This window comes from Solwaraspora sp. WMMA2101, from assembly GCF_049179175.1.
Classification (GTDB): Bacteria; Actinomycetota; Actinomycetes; order Mycobacteriales; family Micromonosporaceae; genus Micromonospora_E.
This window is the reverse complement of record NZ_JBMHMA010000006.1, coordinates 6,181,587-6,198,008: the sequence shown is the minus strand read 5'-3', so window position 1 is coordinate 6,198,008 and position 16,422 is coordinate 6,181,587. Positions and strand designations below refer to the sequence as shown.

The 16,422-nt window shown below is 70.5% G+C and carries 15 protein-coding genes and 2 pseudogenes; 10 read left to right on the top strand and 7 right to left on the bottom strand.

The window, feature by feature from the left end; genetic code table 11:
- The first annotated feature begins 2 nt into the window (after positions 1 to 2).
- A complete protein-coding gene (locus tag ACN28F_RS29250) occupies positions 3 to 413 on the top strand; it encodes a nuclear transport factor 2 family protein (RefSeq protein ID WP_421360714.1) in 411 nt (136 codons plus the stop codon).
- Between the two features lie 22 nt (positions 414 to 435).
- Here the strand turns inward: ACN28F_RS29250 and ACN28F_RS29245 are convergent, their stop codons facing one another.
- Both ACN28F_RS29245 and ACN28F_RS29240 read right to left on the bottom strand, forming a co-directional pair.
- Complete coding sequence (locus ACN28F_RS29245; protein ID WP_421360712.1) at positions 436 to 1,209, bottom strand: SIR2 family NAD-dependent protein deacylase; 774 nt, start codon at positions 1,207 to 1,209, stop codon at positions 436 to 438.
- A gap of 86 nt (positions 1,210 to 1,295) precedes the next feature.
- Positions 1,296 to 1,763 carry a hypothetical protein gene (locus tag ACN28F_RS29240; protein ID WP_421360711.1) on the bottom strand — a complete coding sequence of 156 codons (468 nt, stop codon included), beginning with the start codon at positions 1,761 to 1,763 and terminating at the stop codon, positions 1,296 to 1,298.
- Between the two features lie 298 nt (positions 1,764 to 2,061).
- Here ACN28F_RS29240 and tnpC point away from each other — a divergent pair, with 298 nt between their 5' ends.
- From tnpC to ACN28F_RS29225, 3 genes are all read left to right on the top strand, one after another.
- Positions 2,062 to 3,465: an IS66 family transposase gene (gene tnpC, locus ACN28F_RS29235; protein ID WP_421360709.1), complete on the top strand. Its 1,404-nt coding sequence runs from the start codon at positions 2,062 to 2,064 to the stop codon at positions 3,463 to 3,465.
- Between the two features lie 98 nt (positions 3,466 to 3,563).
- Positions 3,564 to 4,244 carry a DUF5753 domain-containing protein gene (locus ACN28F_RS29230; protein ID WP_421360707.1) on the top strand — a complete coding sequence of 227 codons (681 nt, stop codon included), beginning with the start codon at positions 3,564 to 3,566 and terminating at the stop codon, positions 4,242 to 4,244.
- Entirely contained in the window at positions 4,235 to 4,423 is a 189-nt protein-coding gene (locus tag ACN28F_RS29225) for a DUF397 domain-containing protein (RefSeq protein WP_421360705.1), read from the top strand. Before ACN28F_RS29230 ends, ACN28F_RS29225 begins: the two co-directional genes overlap by 10 nt.
- 102 nt (positions 4,424 to 4,525) lie before the next feature.
- On the opposite strand, the gene ACN28F_RS29220 is transcribed toward ACN28F_RS29225, so the two are convergent.
- Positions 4,526 to 5,773: an MFS transporter gene (locus ACN28F_RS29220; protein ID WP_421360703.1), complete on the bottom strand. Its 1,248-nt coding sequence runs from the start codon at positions 5,771 to 5,773 to the stop codon at positions 4,526 to 4,528.
- A gap of 58 nt (positions 5,774 to 5,831) precedes the next feature.
- On the opposite strand from ACN28F_RS29220, the pseudogene ACN28F_RS29215 reads away from it, so the two are divergent.
- Positions 5,832 to 6,564 (top strand): annotated as a pseudogene (locus ACN28F_RS29215) (SDR family NAD(P)-dependent oxidoreductase); the annotation flags it as partial.
- Positions 6,565 to 6,967: 403 nt separating this feature from the next.
- Here ACN28F_RS29215 and ACN28F_RS29210 read toward each other — a convergent pair.
- Positions 6,968 to 8,464: an AbfB domain-containing protein gene (locus ACN28F_RS29210; RefSeq protein WP_421360701.1), complete on the bottom strand. Its 1,497-nt coding sequence runs from the start codon at positions 8,462 to 8,464 to the stop codon at positions 6,968 to 6,970.
- 78 nt (positions 8,465 to 8,542) lie between these two features.
- Here ACN28F_RS29210 and ACN28F_RS29205 point away from each other — a divergent pair, with 78 nt between their 5' ends.
- The gene (locus ACN28F_RS29205) at positions 8,543 to 8,686 is read left to right on the top strand and encodes a hypothetical protein (RefSeq protein ID WP_421361591.1); all 144 of its coding nucleotides are present in this window, start codon (positions 8,543 to 8,545) and stop codon (positions 8,684 to 8,686) included.
- A 20-nt stretch (positions 8,687 to 8,706) separates the two neighbouring features.
- On the opposite strand, the pseudogene ACN28F_RS29200 reads toward ACN28F_RS29205, so the two are convergent.
- Positions 8,707 to 9,135 (bottom strand): annotated as a pseudogene (locus tag ACN28F_RS29200) (sugar-binding domain-containing protein); the annotation flags it as partial.
- Positions 9,136 to 9,452: 317 nt separating this feature from the next.
- On the opposite strand from ACN28F_RS29200, the gene ACN28F_RS29195 reads away from it, so the two are divergent.
- Genes ACN28F_RS29195 through ACN28F_RS29185 form a run of 3 tightly spaced genes read left to right on the top strand, consistent with a single transcriptional unit; the run spans position 9,453 to position 11,809 of the window.
- Positions 9,453 to 10,520 carry a LacI family DNA-binding transcriptional regulator gene (locus ACN28F_RS29195; RefSeq protein WP_421360699.1) on the top strand — a complete coding sequence of 356 codons (1,068 nt, stop codon included), beginning with the start codon at positions 9,453 to 9,455 and terminating at the stop codon, positions 10,518 to 10,520.
- A 6-nt stretch (positions 10,521 to 10,526) separates the two neighbouring features.
- A complete protein-coding gene (locus ACN28F_RS29190; RefSeq protein WP_289205654.1) occupies positions 10,527 to 10,976 on the top strand; it encodes a thioesterase family protein in 450 nt (149 codons plus the stop codon).
- Positions 10,973 to 11,809, top strand: a complete 837-nt coding sequence (locus ACN28F_RS29185; RefSeq protein WP_289205653.1) for an MBL fold metallo-hydrolase — start codon at positions 10,973 to 10,975, stop codon at positions 11,807 to 11,809. The genes ACN28F_RS29190 and ACN28F_RS29185 overlap by 4 nt, the downstream gene beginning before the upstream one ends.
- Before the next feature lie 86 nt (positions 11,810 to 11,895).
- Here ACN28F_RS29185 and ACN28F_RS29180 read toward each other — a convergent pair whose 3' ends face one another.
- A complete protein-coding gene (locus tag ACN28F_RS29180) occupies positions 11,896 to 12,825 on the bottom strand; it encodes a carbohydrate kinase family protein (RefSeq protein ID WP_289205652.1) in 930 nt (309 codons plus the stop codon).
- A gap of 351 nt (positions 12,826 to 13,176) precedes the next feature.
- Between ACN28F_RS29180 and ACN28F_RS29175 the strand changes: the two genes are divergently transcribed.
- Positions 13,177 to 14,286 carry a lytic polysaccharide monooxygenase auxiliary activity family 9 protein gene (locus ACN28F_RS29175; protein ID WP_421360696.1) on the top strand — a complete coding sequence of 370 codons (1,110 nt, stop codon included), beginning with the start codon at positions 13,177 to 13,179 and terminating at the stop codon, positions 14,284 to 14,286.
- A gap of 88 nt (positions 14,287 to 14,374) precedes the next feature.
- On the opposite strand, the gene asnB is transcribed toward ACN28F_RS29175, so the two are convergent.
- On the bottom strand, positions 14,375 to 16,372 hold the full coding sequence (asnB, locus tag ACN28F_RS29170; protein WP_289205651.1) for an asparagine synthase (glutamine-hydrolyzing): 1,998 nt from the start codon (positions 16,370 to 16,372) through the stop codon (positions 14,375 to 14,377).
- Between the last annotated feature and the right edge of the window lie 50 nt (positions 16,373 to 16,422).

Genomic DNA, 16,422 nt, shown 5'->3' with positions numbered 1-16,422 from the left:
CGATGGACGACTTCACCACCTCCCCTGCCCCGGCCGACGTGGTCCGCCGGCAGTATCTCGCTTCCGCCGCCGGCGACCTGGAAGCCCTGCGCGCCACTCTCGCTCCGGACGTGGAATGGACCGAGATGGCCGGCTTCCCGCTCGCCGGCACCTACCGCACCCCGACCGAGGTCACCACCAACGTCATGCAACGGCTTGCGGAGCAGTGGGACGGCTGGATCGTCCACGACGACACCTACGTCGTCGACGGCGAGAACGTCGTCGTTCTCGCCCGCTACACGGCCACCAACAAGGCCACCGGCAAGGACATCGGCGTCCGCGTCGCGCACCATTTCGTCGTCCGCGGCGGCCAGATCGTTCGCTTCGAACAGTTCGTCGACACCGCGAAGGTCCGCGACGCCATGGCGACCTGAGGACCGGCCAGACACCTCGCCCTCAGCTCGGCGCGCCGAGCAGAACAGGCAGCACCGTACCGATCGGTTCGCGCAACACCGCGTCGGCGATCGGGTCGTACGGGGTGGCCGCCGCGTTGACGATCACCACGCGGGCACCGGCGGTGGCGGCGACCTCCACCAGACTGGCGGCCGGCTGCACGGTCAGCGACGTCCCGACGGCGATCAGCAGGTCGCAACTCTGGGCGGCGCGCACCGCCCGGCGCAGAGTCGGCTCGTGCAGCGACTGCCCGAACGAGATGGTCGCGGCCTTGAGGATGCCGCCGCACCGACGGCAGTCCGGATCGTCCTCGCCGGCCGCGACCCGGACCAACGCCTCGTCCATGCCGGTACGATCGTCGCAGTTCAGGCACTCGACCTCGGACATCGTGCCGTGGATCTCGATGACCTTGTCCGGACTGTTGCCGGCGCGTTGGTGCAGGCCGTCGATGTTCTGGGTGACGATCGCCGCCAGCCGGCCGGACCGTTCCAGCTCCACCAGGCTCGTGTGGGCGGCGTTCGGCTGCGCCGACCAGGCCGGATGGTCACGGCGGCCGAGCCAGGCCAGCCGCCGGATCGCCGGGTCGGCGACGTACGCGTCGAGGGTGAACAGTTTGGCGGCCTGCGGGTCCCGGGTCCAGACGCCGTTGGGGCCCCGGAAGTCGGGAATGCCGGAGTCGGTGGAGATGCCGGCCCCGGTCAGGACCAGGATGTCCCGGGCGGCGGCCAGCCATCCCACCACCTCGTCGACAGGTGCCACGCTCGATCGGTCGGACATGTCCCCGACGGTAGCTGCCGTTTGCCGCGTCGACCGCTGAGATCCCGCCGGGCGAGCCGCGTCGACCGCGAGTGCCGCTCACCGGGTCACCCGTCGCCGTCGTCCCGCTCGCCGGCCGGCATCAACCCGGACAGATGAAGCACCGCGCGGATGCGCCGGGCAGAGCTCGCGTCCCACCGGTCCAGGATGGCCAGCGCCCGCAGGAATGGTCGGCACGGCGCCGGGACGCCCCCGCACCGGTGGCACTCCCCGGTGGTGCGGTTCGGGATGTGGGTCCGGGCGGTGGAGTTGGCGTCGTGGACTGCTCTGGCCAGCTCCGGGGACCAGGTAGGGTCACCGCCTCGCGCCGAGTCGTCCAGTGCGCCAGCGGGAGCCGGCGGGGCGCCGCGCCCCCCGGCGAGCTGGAAGCAGTCGTCCTGGTCCGGGTCCGTCTCCCCCGGGTTGCGCTTCGGCAGCGGCGGCCGGCCCGGTGTCGGGTCGACTTTTCGTGGTGTACCGATCGAGGTGTACCGGGCCAGCCTGGGCGTCCCGCCGATCCCATCGTTTCTGACCATCATTGCCCCTCGGTTCGTTTCCGAATGCGGTGTATCTTCTGCTGAGCTCCACCCTGGACCGCTGACCGTACCCAATGGAAGTGGGCACTAGGCAGATGAGTGATACGCGATGTCCAGGCCAGCAAAAGATCAACAAATTCGAGTGATCTGGGGGACGTGAAGGTCTATGGCTGGAAGCGATTATCTGATATCGGAGCTACGCCGGCTGCGCGAGTCGTTCGGGCTGACTCAGGGTGACTGGATAGGTTCCTGATCCCGGTGGTGCTGTCTGCTGTGGAGGCTGGTAGGTTGACCAGCCATGCCCGCCGATCCGCCGCCGTCGTATGACGAGCTGCTGGCGTTGAACGCCGGGCTGGCCGCACGGCTGGAGCAGGCCCTGACGCGGATCGCTGAGCTTGAGGCCCGGTTGAAGCAGTCGTCGAGCAACTCGTCGAAACCGCCGTCGAGCGACGGGCTGGCCAAACCGGCGCCGAAGTCGCTGCGGGGCCGTTCGGGTCGCCGGCCGGGCCGCCCCACCGGGGGCGAGGGCACCACCCTGTCCCAGGTGGCCGAACCGGACGTGATCGTCCGGCACGTGCCGGACACCTGTGGCGGCTGCGGTGACGGCCTGACCGACCCCGCCGAGGTGACGGTCACCCGCCGGCAGGTGTTCGACATCCCCCAGCCCCGGGTCGTGGTGACCGAGCACCAGATCGTCACCGTCGCCTGCCCGTGCGGGCACCACACCACCGCCGCGACACCCGCCGGGGCCACCGCGCCCGCCGTCTACGGACCACGGATCGCCGCGATCGGCGTCTACCTGCTCCACGGACAGTTCCTGTCCATCGGCCGCACCGCCGACGCGATCCGTGACCTGTTCGGCCTGCCCGTCGCGCCAGCCACCATCACCGCCTGGGTCACCCGCACCGCCCTCGGCGTCATCGACACGGTGCTCCCCGTCATCCGCGACCGCATCAAGAACGCGCCGGTCGCGCACTTCGACGAGACCGGCATACGCGTCGACGGCCGCCTCGCCTGGCCGCACTCCGCCTCCACACCCACCGACGTGCTCCTCACCGTGCACCGCCGACGCGGCACCGCCGCAATGGACGACGCCGGCGTGCTACCCGGATACACCGGCACCGCCGTGCACGACGCGTGGGCCCCGTACGACACCTACACCGACGCGGTCCACGCCCTGTGCAACGCCCACGTCCTACGCGAACTGGTCTACGTGGTCGACACCGCCACCGGGCAGGTCGCCGACCTCGCCGGCCAGGCCATCGACGCCCTGCGGCGACTGAACCGCCTGACGGTCACGGCCCGCGCCGACGGCTGCGAACCCGACCCGGCCGACCTCGCCGAACAGACCCACCTGCCGCGCTCGGCCGTCGTGCTCGGCGCCGCAGCCACCGCCACCCGCACCGACAAGCTGCACCGCAAGTACCACGCCCTGTTCGTGCGACTACGGGACCGACGCGCCGACTACCTACGCTTCGTCACCGACCCGGCCGTGCCGTTCGACAACAACCCGGCCGAGCGGACCATCCGCATGCCGAAACTCCGGATCAAGGTCTCCGGCAGCATGCGCACCATGACCGGAGCCGAACACTTCGCCGCGATCCGCAGCTACACCGCCACCGCCACCCGACACGGCATCAACATGCTCGACGCACTCACCCGAGCCGCCGCCGGCAGCCCTTGGATTCCCACAACCGCCTGACCCACCTCGCGCGCTTGCGGTATTCCAAGGTCCCACGCACCTATCCAGTCACGACTCAGGAAGCCTGGGCCGACCGGATCCACTTCTCGGCGAAGCACGTGGGTGCCATCGAGCGCGGCGAACGGCCAGCACTGCCGGACTACCTGAAGGCCGTCGACAAGGTGTTCGGCACCGCCCTGGTCAGGTTCTACCGGGAGTTCGTCCGAGGCGACTGGACACCCGTGTGGTACCGCCCGTTCGTCGAGTACGAAGGTCGGGCAACTCTGCTGCGGGTCTACCATCCGACGCTGATCCCCGGACTGCTGCAAATCGAGGCGTACGCACGCGCTCTCCTACCGGCGATGAACGTCCCAGCCGAGGATGTCGAGCAGACGCTCGCGGCACGGTTGGACCGGCAAGAGATCATCACCCGGACCACCAGCCCATGCCGGCTGGTCGTGATACTCGACGAAATGGCGATCCGGCGCACTGTTGGCGGGCCGGAAGTGATGCGCGAGCAACTCAAAGCGCTGGCGGAGGTGGGCGACCGGCCGAACGTGCAGATCCACGTAGTGCCGCTGGCCACCCCGGCGTATGTCGGGATGTACGGCCCGATCGTCCTGGCCTCGGTTGACGGTCGCACAGTCGGATTCCTCGAAGGCCACCAGGAGGGCCGGGTAGTGGAGTCGCCCGACCGCACCGCGAGCCTGGAGAGCGACTGGGAGTCGATCCGGCAGTACGCTCTACCCTGCGCGCAGTCGCTCGAACTGATCACGAAGGCGGGAGAGACATGGACCTGACCAAGCCTCGTTGGCGCAAGAGCACCAAGTCCGACACCGGCGCCTGCGTCGAGGTGGCCGACAACGTCGCCGGGCGCGTCTTGGTGCGGGACACCAAGGACCGCGACGGCGCGATGCTGACCTTCGGACCGACCGCGTGGCAGTCCCTCGTATCGACGGCCGCCACCCTGAAGCCCTGAGCCATCGGACAGCGCGACATCAGCCGTAGCTCGGATCACCCAGCCCCGGCTCCGCTCTCGCGGTTGGAGCCGAGGCTGGGTCGTTTCTGCTGGGCTACGGTTCTATTGGGCTGCGGTGCTCGCGCTCGCCGGCAGGCGGTACGTCGTTCGCAGCGGCGACAGTAGGGCCGGCAGGAAGGCCGCAGTCATACCGGCCGCGCCGATCCACAGCACGACGGATGGCCCGAACAGGCCGCCGAGAGTGCCGCCGAGCAGCGCCGCGACCGGCATGCTGCCCCACTGGACGAAGCGGACCGTGGCGCTCATCCGGCCCAGCAGCCGGTCCGGGGTGACCCGCTGCTGCAGGCCCGCCTGCGCGATCAGTCGGACCACCCCGCCGAAGGACAGCAGGGCCAACCCGGCCACGGCGAGCCAGCGGGGCGCGCCGGCTGCGGTGGCCGGCAGCAGCGCGGCGGCCGGTGCGGTACACAGGGGCGCCAGCCAGATCGCCGGGCCCGGACCGATCCTGGCGATCAGCCGGCGGGCCAGCAGCGCGCCGGTGAACCCGCCGGAGGCCATCACCGACAGCACCAGGCCGATGCCGGGCGTGCTCAGCTCCAGCTGCCGGGCCAGGAAGACCAGCAGCATTGTCTGGTAGACGACCAGGGACAGGCTGAAGAAGCCGTCGGTGATCAGCATCGGCCGCAGCAGCCGGTGGCCGAGGACGAACCGCAGCCCTTCGGAAACCTCCCTCATCAGATGTCGCCGGTCCGCAGCGGGGTTCGCCGTCTCGACGGCGCGAATCCGCTGTACGCCGAGCGCGGACAGCAGCATCCCGACTGCGCTGACGATCAGCGTCAGCGGTGCGCCGAGCCAGCCGACCAGCGGGCCGGCCAGGCCGGGGCCACTGATGCTGACCGCGGAACGCACCGCAGCGATCTTGCTGTTCGCTTCGACCAGGTTGTCCCGGCCAACGAGGGCCGGGATGTAGCTGGTGTAGCCGACCTCGAACAGTACGGTCAGCAGTCCGTGGCCGAGGGCGATCGCGTACAGCAGCCAGATCGTCAGCGTGTCGGCCCACCAGGCCAGCGGTACCGTCAGCAGCAGCGCGGCCCGCAGCAGATCGGTGTTGACCAGCACTGGACGCTTGCGCCACCGGTCGACCCAGGCGCCCGCTGGCAGCCCGATCAGCAGCGACCCGGCCGTGGTCATCGCGGTCAGCACCCCGACCGCGAACTCGTCGGCGTCCAGCCAGAGGATCGCCACCAGCGGCAGCGCGAGGTAGACGAACCGGTCGGCGAGTTGACCGGCGACGGTCGCGCCGAAGAACCGCCGGAAATCCGGCTCGTGAAAGAGACCGAGTCGGACCATCATCGAATCCGGCCCTCGCTGTCCACGAGGACCGAGGATACGCAGGAGGCATCTGATCATGGCTACGCGGCCGTCGTATGTGGTCACCGGAGGTGCCCGGGGAATCGGCCGGGCGATCGCCGAACGCCTCGCCCGCGAGGGCCAGGTCGTCGTCGTTGATGTCACCGGTGCGCTCGGCTGGCAGCACGAACGCGTCATGCTGATCACCGGCGACGCTGGTGATACCGAGACGACACAGCGGGCGGCGGCCACCGCCGAGTCCGCCGGTCCGCTGCTCGGCTGGGTCAACAACGCCGCGGTCTTCGACGACGCGGGGATGGGCGACATCGGCGGCCCAGATCCTGGACCTGATCTCCACGAACCTGGCGCTGGCGGTCGCCGGCTGCCACACGGCGGTCAACCACTTCCTGGCGCACGGACGCGGCGGGGCCATCGTCAACGTCTCCTCTCACCAGGCGCAGCGCCCGGTTCGTGGCGCACTTCCCTACGCGACCGCGAAGGCTGCCGTCGAGGGCCTCACCCGGGCGCTGGCGGTGGACCACGGGCCGGCCGGCATCCGTACGAACGCTGTCGCGCTCGGCTCCATCGCCACCGACCGGTTCGAGGGCTACCGTGCCCGGCATCCCGAAGTGGACGCCGAGATGGCCACGCTGCATCCGCTCGGCCGGGTCGGCACCCCAGGCGAGGTGGCAGATGCCGTCGCCTTCCTGTTGTCTCCCGCCGCCGGATTCGTCAACGGCGTCGTCCTCGCTGTCGACGGCGGACGAGCAGTCAACGGACCCGACCCCGAGGCCACCGGGGTCGGGGGTCGGTCACGACCCGGCGGCAGCGATCAGCGCGGTGGTTCGTTCGGCGTGACGCCGGGGGTGGAAATGTTTGTCGATGACGACTCCGGCTACCTCGCCTGGGTCGACCGGCACCCGGACGGCTTCGTGCTCAACACCTACCGCAACCCGGCCGCCAGCTATCTGATGCTGCACCGCAGCACCTGCCGGACGATCAGCGGCACGCCGGCCGGCGGCAGCCACTGGACCTTGGACTACAGCAAGATCTGTGGCCGCCGCCGTGACCTCGAACAATTGGTGTTGGAGCGGCTGGGCGCGGTGGTCCACCCGTGCAGGTTGTGCCTACCCGGCTGACGGCTGTGACCTGCTTGCGCGCGGCGCGGTCCTCAGCTTCGGTGTCAACGCGCGGTCACGGAGACCAGGCAGTGCTGACCTGCCAGGTCGAGTCCGCCGACCAACTGGTCGGCGAGTTCCAACTGGGGCCGCCGGCACCGTCGCTGAGCCAGATCTCCGCCGCGTAGTGGCGCAGGAACGAGCCCGGATAGTTGAACGACTCCAGCGAGACGTCGCTGCCGGTCAGCCCGCGTCGGGCGCACCAGGTGGCGTCGGCGCGCAGCAGCGCGGTGCCGTCATCGGGCGAGTTGCGGACCCGGGAGTTGGCGTGCCGCAGGTACTGGCCGGGGAAGTTCGCCGACTCGAACGAGTAGCACTGCTGATCGGCCAGGCCGGGCCGCACGACGTACGTCGCGTCGGCCTTGAGCAGCTGCGGGCTGTCGGCGGTGACCACGTCGGTGTAGGCGAGGCTGTCACGGTGCCGAAGGTAGCGGTCGGTGAAGCCGGGCGTGGTGACCCGCAGCGACAGCCGTGTGTTCAGCGGCAGGGCGGCCGGTGCCCGCGACGGCAGGGTCCGGGAGGTGGCGATCAGCGCCAGGTTGGCCGCCCGCACCTGGGCCTGGTCCATCTTGACCACCTGGCGGTCGTACGTGAGGAAGCCGTTCAGCTCGCCCTCGACGTCGGTGATCTCGGTGTAGACGGCGGCGCTCAGGCCCCGACCGACCATCAGGTTGGTGGTGCCCTGGATCAGGCCCAGGTAGCGGTCGGTCAACGCGGCCGGGGTCGGTTGCCACTCGTACGCCTGGAAGTTGCCGTTGGGGCTGTATTCGTGGCCCGGCACCCGCAGCCCGGGACCGCCGAACTCGCCGAGCACCGAGATCCGCCCACCGGTCGGCACCGGCGCGCCGGGTCCGACGTAGACGTGCCAGTCGTCCATGTCGCCGTTGCCGGGGTTGCCCAACGACTGGCAGCAGTTGTACCCGCTGTGGGTGTTCACCAGCCGGGTCGGGTCGAGGCCCTTGACGGCCTGGCCGACCCGGATGGTGTCGGCGAGGGCCCGCTCCCCCCAGCCTTCGTTGTAGACGACGTAGGCGACCACCGACGGCGAGTTGCGGTGTTCGGCGACGATCTGGCGCGCCTCGGCCTCGAACTGGGCCTGCTGGGCGTCGGTCGGGTCGATCTCCTGGGCGGTCATCGACGGAATGTCCTGCCAGACCAGCAGGCCGAGCCGGTCGGCGTGGTAGAACCAGCGCTGCGGTTCGACCTTGATGTGCTTGCGCACCATGTTGAACCCGAGGTCCTTGTGTTTGCGCAGGTCGAAGGCGAGTGCCTCGTCGGTCGGCGCGGTGTAGACGCCGTCGGGCCAGTAGCCCTGGTCGAGGGTGCCGAGTTGGAAGACGAACTCACCGTTGAGGGTCGGTCGCGGCACCCCGTCGATGATCCGTACGCCGATCTCCCGCATGCCGAAGTAGTGGGTGGTCCGGTCGACGATCCGGCCGCGCCGGTCGCGCAGGGTGACCCGCAGGTCGTAGAGGTACGGGTCGTCCGGGGACCAGCGGCGGGCGTCCGGCACTGGTACGGCGAACTCAGTGAAGCCGCCGGTGGCGGTGCCGACGACCGTGCCGCCGGCGAGGGCTTCGGCGCGGACGGTGTGACCGGCCGCGTTGCCCCGGGTGCCACCCGGACCCGGATGGTGTCGCTGGCCAGGTCCGGGCGCAGCTCGACGTCGCTGATCGAGGTGGTCGGGGTGGGTTCCAGCCAGACGGTCTGCCAGATGCCGGAGGCCGGGGTGTAGAAGATCCCGCCCGGTGTACGGGTCTGCTTGCCGATCGGTGGCAGGCTGCCGTGCTGGCGGCTGTCGGTCGGATCCCAGACCTTCACGATGAGTTCGTTCGGGCCGCGACGCAATTGCGGGGTGATGTCGAAGCTGAAGGCGTCGTAGCCGCCGGTGTGGCCGCCGACCCGTCTGCCGTTGACCCAGACGGTGGTCTGCCAGTCGACGGCGCCGAAGTGCAGCTGCACCCGCCGACCGGTCCAGTCGGCCGGGACGGTGAAGGTGCGCCGGTAGGTCAGGTGGTGCCGGTCGTCGTCGGCGGCCCGGCCGATGCCGGACAGCGCCGACTCGACCGGGAACGGCACGTTGACCCGTTCGGGCAGGTCGACGCCAAACTGTGGAGGGTCGTCGGTGGTGGACTGCCGCAGCTGCCATTCACCGTTGAGGTTGCGCCAGTCGGGGCGGGTCATCTGCGGCCTGGGGTACTCGGGCAGCGGGGTGCCGTTGAGTGCCTGGGCGGTCCACGGGGTGGTCAGTGGCGCGGGGCGGGCGGGCACCGCGCCGGCGGCCTCGGGTGTGACGAGCAGGCCGGCGGTGGTGGCCGCCGCCGCGACGAGGGCGGTCCAACGGTTACGGGGCGATCTCATGTCGTCTCCATCGGGTGGACGGGCCGGGGACGGGATCGAGCCGAGAGTCGCATCGAGCTACATCGAATCTCTATAACGTTATAGACATCCGGTCCCGATCCCGTCAATCCCCGCTCGTCGATATATGTCAGGATCACTGGATGGGCGTCAGTCTGCGGAGCATCGCCGAACATGCCGGCGTCTCGTTGGCCACCGTCTCCAACGTGGTCAACGGCTACCGACCCGTCGCGGAGGCCACCCGACGTCGGGTGCAGCGGGCCATCGACGAGCTCGGCTACACCCCGAACCTCAGCGCCCGGCACCTGCGGCGCGGCCGCACCGGGCTGATCGCGCTGGCCATTCCCGAGCTGACCAACCCGTACTTCGCCGAACTGGCCGAGATCGCGATCCGGGAGGCCGCCGCGCTCGGCTACACGCTGGTCGTGGAGAGCACCGATGCCGTTCGCGACACGGAGTTGGCGCTGCTCGGCGGTTCTCGCCGCAACGTGGTCGACGGGTTGATCCTCAGCCCGGTCCGCATCGGCCGCGCCGAGGTGCTCGCCAGGCGCAGCGCCCTTCCGCTGGTCCTCATCGGGGAAGGCGTCACCGACGTGCGGCACGACCACATCGCCATCGACAACGTCGCGGCCAGCCGGGAGGCGGTGGCCCACCTGATCGCGCTCGGCCGGCACCGGATCGCCTTCATCGGTGCCCACGGCCACGACGACCGGCAGTCGGCGCAGCTGCGGCTGGACGGCTACCGCCAGGCGCTCGCCGCCGCCGGGCTGGCCGCCCGACCGGAACTGATCGCGGTCACCGACCGGTTCGGCCGGGCCGACGGTCACGCCGCGATGCGGGCACTGCTCGCCCACGCCGAGCCACCGGACGCGGTCTTCGCCTACAACGACCTGATCGCGATCGGCGCGATGCGGGCCGCCCTGGACGCCGGTCGGCGCATCCCGCACGACATCGCGGTGGTCGGCATCGACGACATCGAGGAAGGTCGGTACACCAGTCCCAGCCTGACCAGCATCGCGCCGGACAAGGCGGCGATCGCCCGACTGGCGGTACGCCGGCTGGTCGACCGGATCGAGCAGCGGCCGGTGCGCCCACCGTACGACGTACAGCCGCCGTTCACGATGGTGGTCCGACAGAGCACCGCCGGCGACGACGCGACCGGCCCGACCGTCGACCTGCATGCTCCGGCGCCGGTGGAGGACCTAGGCTGAGGAGTCATGGAACAGACGCCGGAGACCAGGTTCACGTTGGGCGCGACCGCCCGGGTGGAGCTGACCGTGACCGATTCCGACACCGCCCAGGCGGTCGGCTCCGGCGACGTACCGGTCCTCGGCACCCCCCGGCTGCTCGCGCTGGCCGAGGCGGCGACGGTCGCCGCCACCGCCGCCGCGCTGCCGACCGGGATGACGACCGTCGGCACCCGCGTCGAGCTGGACCACCGCGCCCCGACACCGGTCGGCCGGGCGGTAGCCGCGATGGCCCGCCTCGCCGAGGTCGACGGCCGACGGCTCGTCTTCGACGTGGTGGTCACCGAGGGCGGCACGACCGTCGCCCAGGGCCGCATCGAGCGGATGCTGGTGGACCGGCACCGCTTCGTCGAGCGGGCGTTCGACCGGACGCCGGCGCCCCGGTCCGGAGACGACCCGACCGGGGGCCGTGCGCTGTGACCGGCGGCGGTGACCTCGTCGAGGTCGGCGACCGGGTGTACGTGCTCCGCCGGGAACGCCTCGACGTCAACTCGACGCTGATCGTCGGTGGCACCGCCGCCGTGATCGTCGACACCGGCAGTACGCCGGCCGAGGCGGCCGCGCTGGTCACGGCGGCCCGCCGGGTCACCGCCCTGCCGTGGTCGGTGGTGAACACCCACCACCACTTCGACCACTGCTTCGGCAACCAGGTGGTCGCCGGTGACCCGCCCGCCCCGGTGTGGGCCCACCAGGAGGCGGCCCGGTTGCTGCACCGCCCCGTCGAGGTGGTCCGCGACGAGGCGTACCGGGAAATGGCCGACGACGACCCGCAGTTCGCCGCGCGGCTGCGCGACGTCGTGGTCCGTCCCCCGGACCGTACGGTGACCCGCAGCGTGACGCTGGACCTGGGTGACCGGGCGGTCGAGCTGTGGCATCCGGGGCGCGGTCACACCATCGGTGACCTGGTGGTGCTGGTCCCCGATGCGGACCTGCTGGTCGCCGGCGACCTGGTCGAGCAGGGGGCACCGCCGTCGTTCGACGACGGCTACCCGTTGGAGTGGCCGGACACCCTCGCGGCGGTGTCGCGTCGACTCGGGCCGTCGAGCGTGGTGGTGCCCGGGCACGGGGCGTGCGTCGACACGGGGTTCGTCCGGGCCCAGCACGCCGAACTCGTGGCGCTGGAGTGGCTGATCCGCGACGGCCACGCCGACGGCGCCCCGGTCGACCGGGTGGCCACCCAGGCACCGTTCGGCGTGGCGACCGCGACCGTCGCCGTCACCCGGGGCTACGCGGAGCTGGCAAACCGCGTCTGAGCCGGTGACTCCCCGCGATCTTGCACTTATCGTTGGACAAACCGGACAAATGTTCTCGATAACCGCAAGATCGCGGAGAAGGGGGGTCAGCCGAACCGGGCGGTGACGGCGGCCCGGGTCGGCATGGCAACCGCGCCGCCACGGGACTCGCAGACCAGGCCGGCGACCCGCAGGGCGAAGCCGACCCGGTCGGCCCAGCCGGCGGTGTCGGCCGGCAGCCCGGCGTCGAGCAGGTCGGCGATCAGGGCACCCATCACCGAGTCACCGGCTCCGGTGGCGTCGACAGCGGCGACCGTCGGCGCGTCGATGGTCGCCACGTCACCGCCGGCGCTGACCAACGCGCCCGCCGCGCCCCTGGTCACCACCACTGTCGCGGCGCCAAGCTCGTGCAGCAGGGCGGCGGCGGCCACCGGATCCGCCCCGTCGTAGAGCGCCTCGGCATCGGCGGCGCTGAGCTTGACCAGGTCGGCGGTTGCCGCGAAGTCGGCCACGACCTGCCGGTACGCCGCCAGCGACGCGGCGTCGGGCAGCAACCGGGGCCGGACGTTCGGGTCGAAGACCCGCAGCCCGCCGGTGCCGGCCCAGGCCTGCCTGGCGGCGGTCAGGGTCGGCTCGGTCAGCAGCGCGATGGAGCCGCAGTAGAGCACGGTCGCGTCGGCGATCAGGTGCGCGTCGAGATGGGCCGGGTCGAGCAGACCGTACGACGGCGGGTCGCCGTAGAAGCGGAAGTCCGGTTCGGCGCCGGTGAAGGTGGCCACCGCCAGGGTGGTCGGCGCGGCGACGGTGTCCAGGGCACGGTCGCCGACCCCGGCGGTACGCAGGAATCGGCGGATCCGCTCGGCGAGCGCGTCGTCGCCGAGCGCCCCGGCGAACTCGACGGTCCCGCCGAGCCGGGCGACGCCGACCGCCACGTTCAGCGGCGCGCCACCGATGACCTGACGGTAGACGGGCTCGCCGTCGCACTCGCCGTCGAGCAGGTCGATCAGTGCCTCGCCGAGCACCACCGCGTACCGCATGAGTCTCCTCCAGTCGCCGACTGCCGTGAGGGATTGTCCCAGCTCACCGGCGGTGTCCTGCAGCGTGGGCGGACATCGAGGGGCAACTATTGCGCTTCTCGTCGATGTGTGATGGGATATCGATTACCCGAAGCGGCGTGGGGGCTGACGCGCCGTTGTTCGGGACTCGCCGGGAGCTACGCGAGCGCGCACACGTCCATCGGACGGCATGGGAGTCCTGCCGTGCTCCGGCACGGCCGACCCTGATGCCGCGCACCTCATGTTCGGGCGTTTGGCATACGTCGAACCCCATCACCGTGTCCGCAGGCGTGCACCTTCACCTCGCGGACTGGTTTTACAAAGGAGTTCTCGGTGAAAGCTCTTCGCAGAGTGGCGGTAGTCGCCGCCGCATCCGCGCTCGCCGCCGGTCTACTGACCGTGGTGACCCCCAACGCGGCATCCGCGCACGGTGCCGCCATGACGCCGGGCAGCCGGACCTACCTGTGCTGGGTGGACGGCCTCGACCAGACCGGTCAGATCCGCCCCACCAACCAGGCCTGTTCCGCCGCGGTCAACCAGAGTGGCGCGAACTCGCTGTACAACTGGTTCAGCGTGCTGCGCTCGGACGCGGCCGGCCGCAAGGCCGGGTTCATCCCGGACGGGCAGCTGTGCAGCGGTGGCAACTCCGGCTTCTCGGGGTACAACCTGGCCCGCAACGACTGGCCGCTGACCCACCTGACCGCCGGCGCCACCATGGAGTTCAAGTACAGCAACTGGGCGCACCACCCGGGCACGTTCTACTTCTACATCACCAAGGACAGCTGGAGCCCGAACCGGGCGCTGGCCTGGAGTGACCTGGAGGAGACCCCGTTCCTGACCGTCACCAACCCGCCGCAGCGCGGCGCGGTCGGCACCAACGACGGCCACTACTACTTCAGCGGCCGGCTGCCGAGCAACAAGAGCGGCCAGCACATCATCTACTCGCACTGGGTGCGCTCGGACAGCCAGGAGAACTTCTACGGCTGCTCGGACGTGGTCTTCGACGGTGGCAACGGCCAGGTGACCGGCATCCGGGGCAACCCGGCCACGCCGGGCCCGAACCCCACCACCCCCGGCCCGAACCCCACCACTCCCGGCCCGAACCCGACCACCCCCGGCCCGAACCCGACCACCCCGGCTCCGTCCGGCGGCTGCTCGGCGACCTACCGGACCGTGAGCTCGTGGGGCGGCGGCTTCCAGGGTGAGGTGACCGTCCGCAACACCGGCACCTCCAGCATCGGTGGCTGGAGCGCCAGCTGGAACCTCGGCAGCGGGGTCGCCATCAACAGCGTCTGGAGCGGCACCCACTCCGTCAGCGGGTCGAACATCACCGTCCGCAACGCGGCATGGAACGGCACGCTCGCCCCGAACGCCTCCACCACGTTCGGCTTCACCGCCAGCGGCACGTCCGGCACCCCGGCAGTGACCTGTTCGGCGTCCTGATCCGACACCGCAAGAACCGGGGCCCGGCTGCCCTCCAGCAGCCGGGCCCCGGCGTGTCACCAGCGGCCGTGGTCGGCGCCGCTGTCGGTCAGGCGACCATCGAGCCGACCACCGGCTTGGTCAGCAGGGCGGACTGGTTGCGCTGGATGCCCGGGTCCAGCGACCGCTCCACGAAGATCGCATGCCAGATGCAGAAGATCAGTACGGTCCAGACCTTGCGGGAATGGTCCGCCTCCTCCCGCTTGTGCTCGTCGAGCAGCCGCATCGCGTAGGACAGGTCGAGCAGGTCGCCGGCTCCGGAGGTGGCGAAGATGTGCCGGACCCACTCGTACATCTCGCCGCGCAGCCAGACCCGGGTCGGGGTCGGGAAGCCGAGCTTGCGGCGGTTGACGATGGCCGGGGGCACCACGGTTGCCAACGCCTGACGCATCGCGTACTTGGTGGCGTCCGAGCGCGGTGGCAGCCGCAGCTCCACCGGGATCTTCGCCGCGACGTCGAAGACCTCCTTGTCCAGGAACGGCACCCGCACCTCCAGCGAGTGCGCCATCGAGATCCGGTCCGCCTTGACCAGGATGTCGCCACGCAGCCAGGTGTACAGGTCGACGTACTGCATCTTGGTGACGTCGTCGAGCTCGGCGCATTCGGCGTAGATCGGCGCGGTCACGTCGGTGTAGCGCACCGACGGGTCGTAGCGGCGCAGCAGGTGCTGCTTCTCCTCCTCGGTGAACATCCGGGCGTTGCCGTAGTAGCGCTCCTCGATCGGCGTGGTGCCACGTTCCAGGAAGCTCTTGCCCTTGACCCCCTGCGGGATCACCTTGGAGACCGCCCGCAGGCCCTTCTGCATCGGATCCGGCAGGCCGTGCACCGCGCCCAGCGACAACGGCTCCCGGTAGATGGTGTAGCCACCGAAGAACTCGTCCGCGCCCTCCCCGGACAGCACCACCGTGACGTGCTCAGCGGCCTTCTTCGCGACGAAGTACAGCGGCACCAGCGCCGGGTCGGCCACCGGGTCGTCCAGGTGCCAGACGATGCGCGGCAACGCCTCGATCATGTCCTGCGGCCCGATCTTCGTCGGCATGATGGTCACGCCGAGGTGCTGCGCCGAATCCTGGGCCACATCGATCTCCGAGTAGCCCGGCACGTCGTAGCCGACGGTGAAGGTCAGGATGTTCGGGTTGAACTCCCGCGACAACGCCACCACCGCGGTCGAGTCGATGCCGCTGGACAGGAACGCCCCGACCGGTACGTCGGCCCGCATGTGCATCCGGACGCTCTCCCGCAGGGTTTCGCGGATCTCGTCGTAGAGCCGCTGCGGGTCCGGCGCCGGCGCCGGGCGGAAGATCGGCTGGTACCAGCGGCGGATCTGCACCCCACCGGCCGGGCCCGGCAACGCCCCCGACGGGTCCAGCGCCGGCGCCGACCAGGTCAGGCACTCCCCCGAGCCGATCCGGCTGATCCCCTGATGCAGGGTGCGCGGCTCCGGCACGTACTGCAGGGTCAGGTAGTGCGACAGGTTCGCGGTGTCGACGCCGGCGTCGCCAGCGTTGGCGGCGGGTGAGAACGGCAGCAGCGCCTTCTTCTCCGAAGCCAGGTAGATGCCGTCCGGGGTCTGCAGGTAGTGCAGCGGCTTGATGCCGAAGTAGTCCCGGGCGCCGAAGGCACGACGCTGCTGACGGTCCCAGATGACGAAGGCGAACATGCCGCGCAGCTTGTGCAGCACCTTCTCGCCCCAGTAGTGGTAGCCGGCGACGATCACCTCACCGTCGCCGGCAGTGGCGAACTGGGCGCCGAACTCGCGGATCAGCTGCTCGCGCAGCTCGATGTAGTTGTAGATCTCACCGTTGAAGGTCAGCAGGTAGCGGCCGTCGGCGTAGGCCAGCGGCTCCTGGCTGGACGCGACGTCGATGATGGCCAGCCGCTTGTGTGCGAAGACCGCGTCCGCCCACTGGCCGGTCGGGTCGCCGATCACTTCGACCCCGGTCTCGTCCGGGCCACGGTGGTGCAGGCATTCCAACGCGTGGGCGATCGCGTCGCGGTGCGCGCCGGCGTCACCGCGGGCGCTGAAAAAGGCCAGGAGTCCGCACATGGCAGACATCTTTCCACGCGACGCTCACGCGGTACCGTCGAGTACGCCCA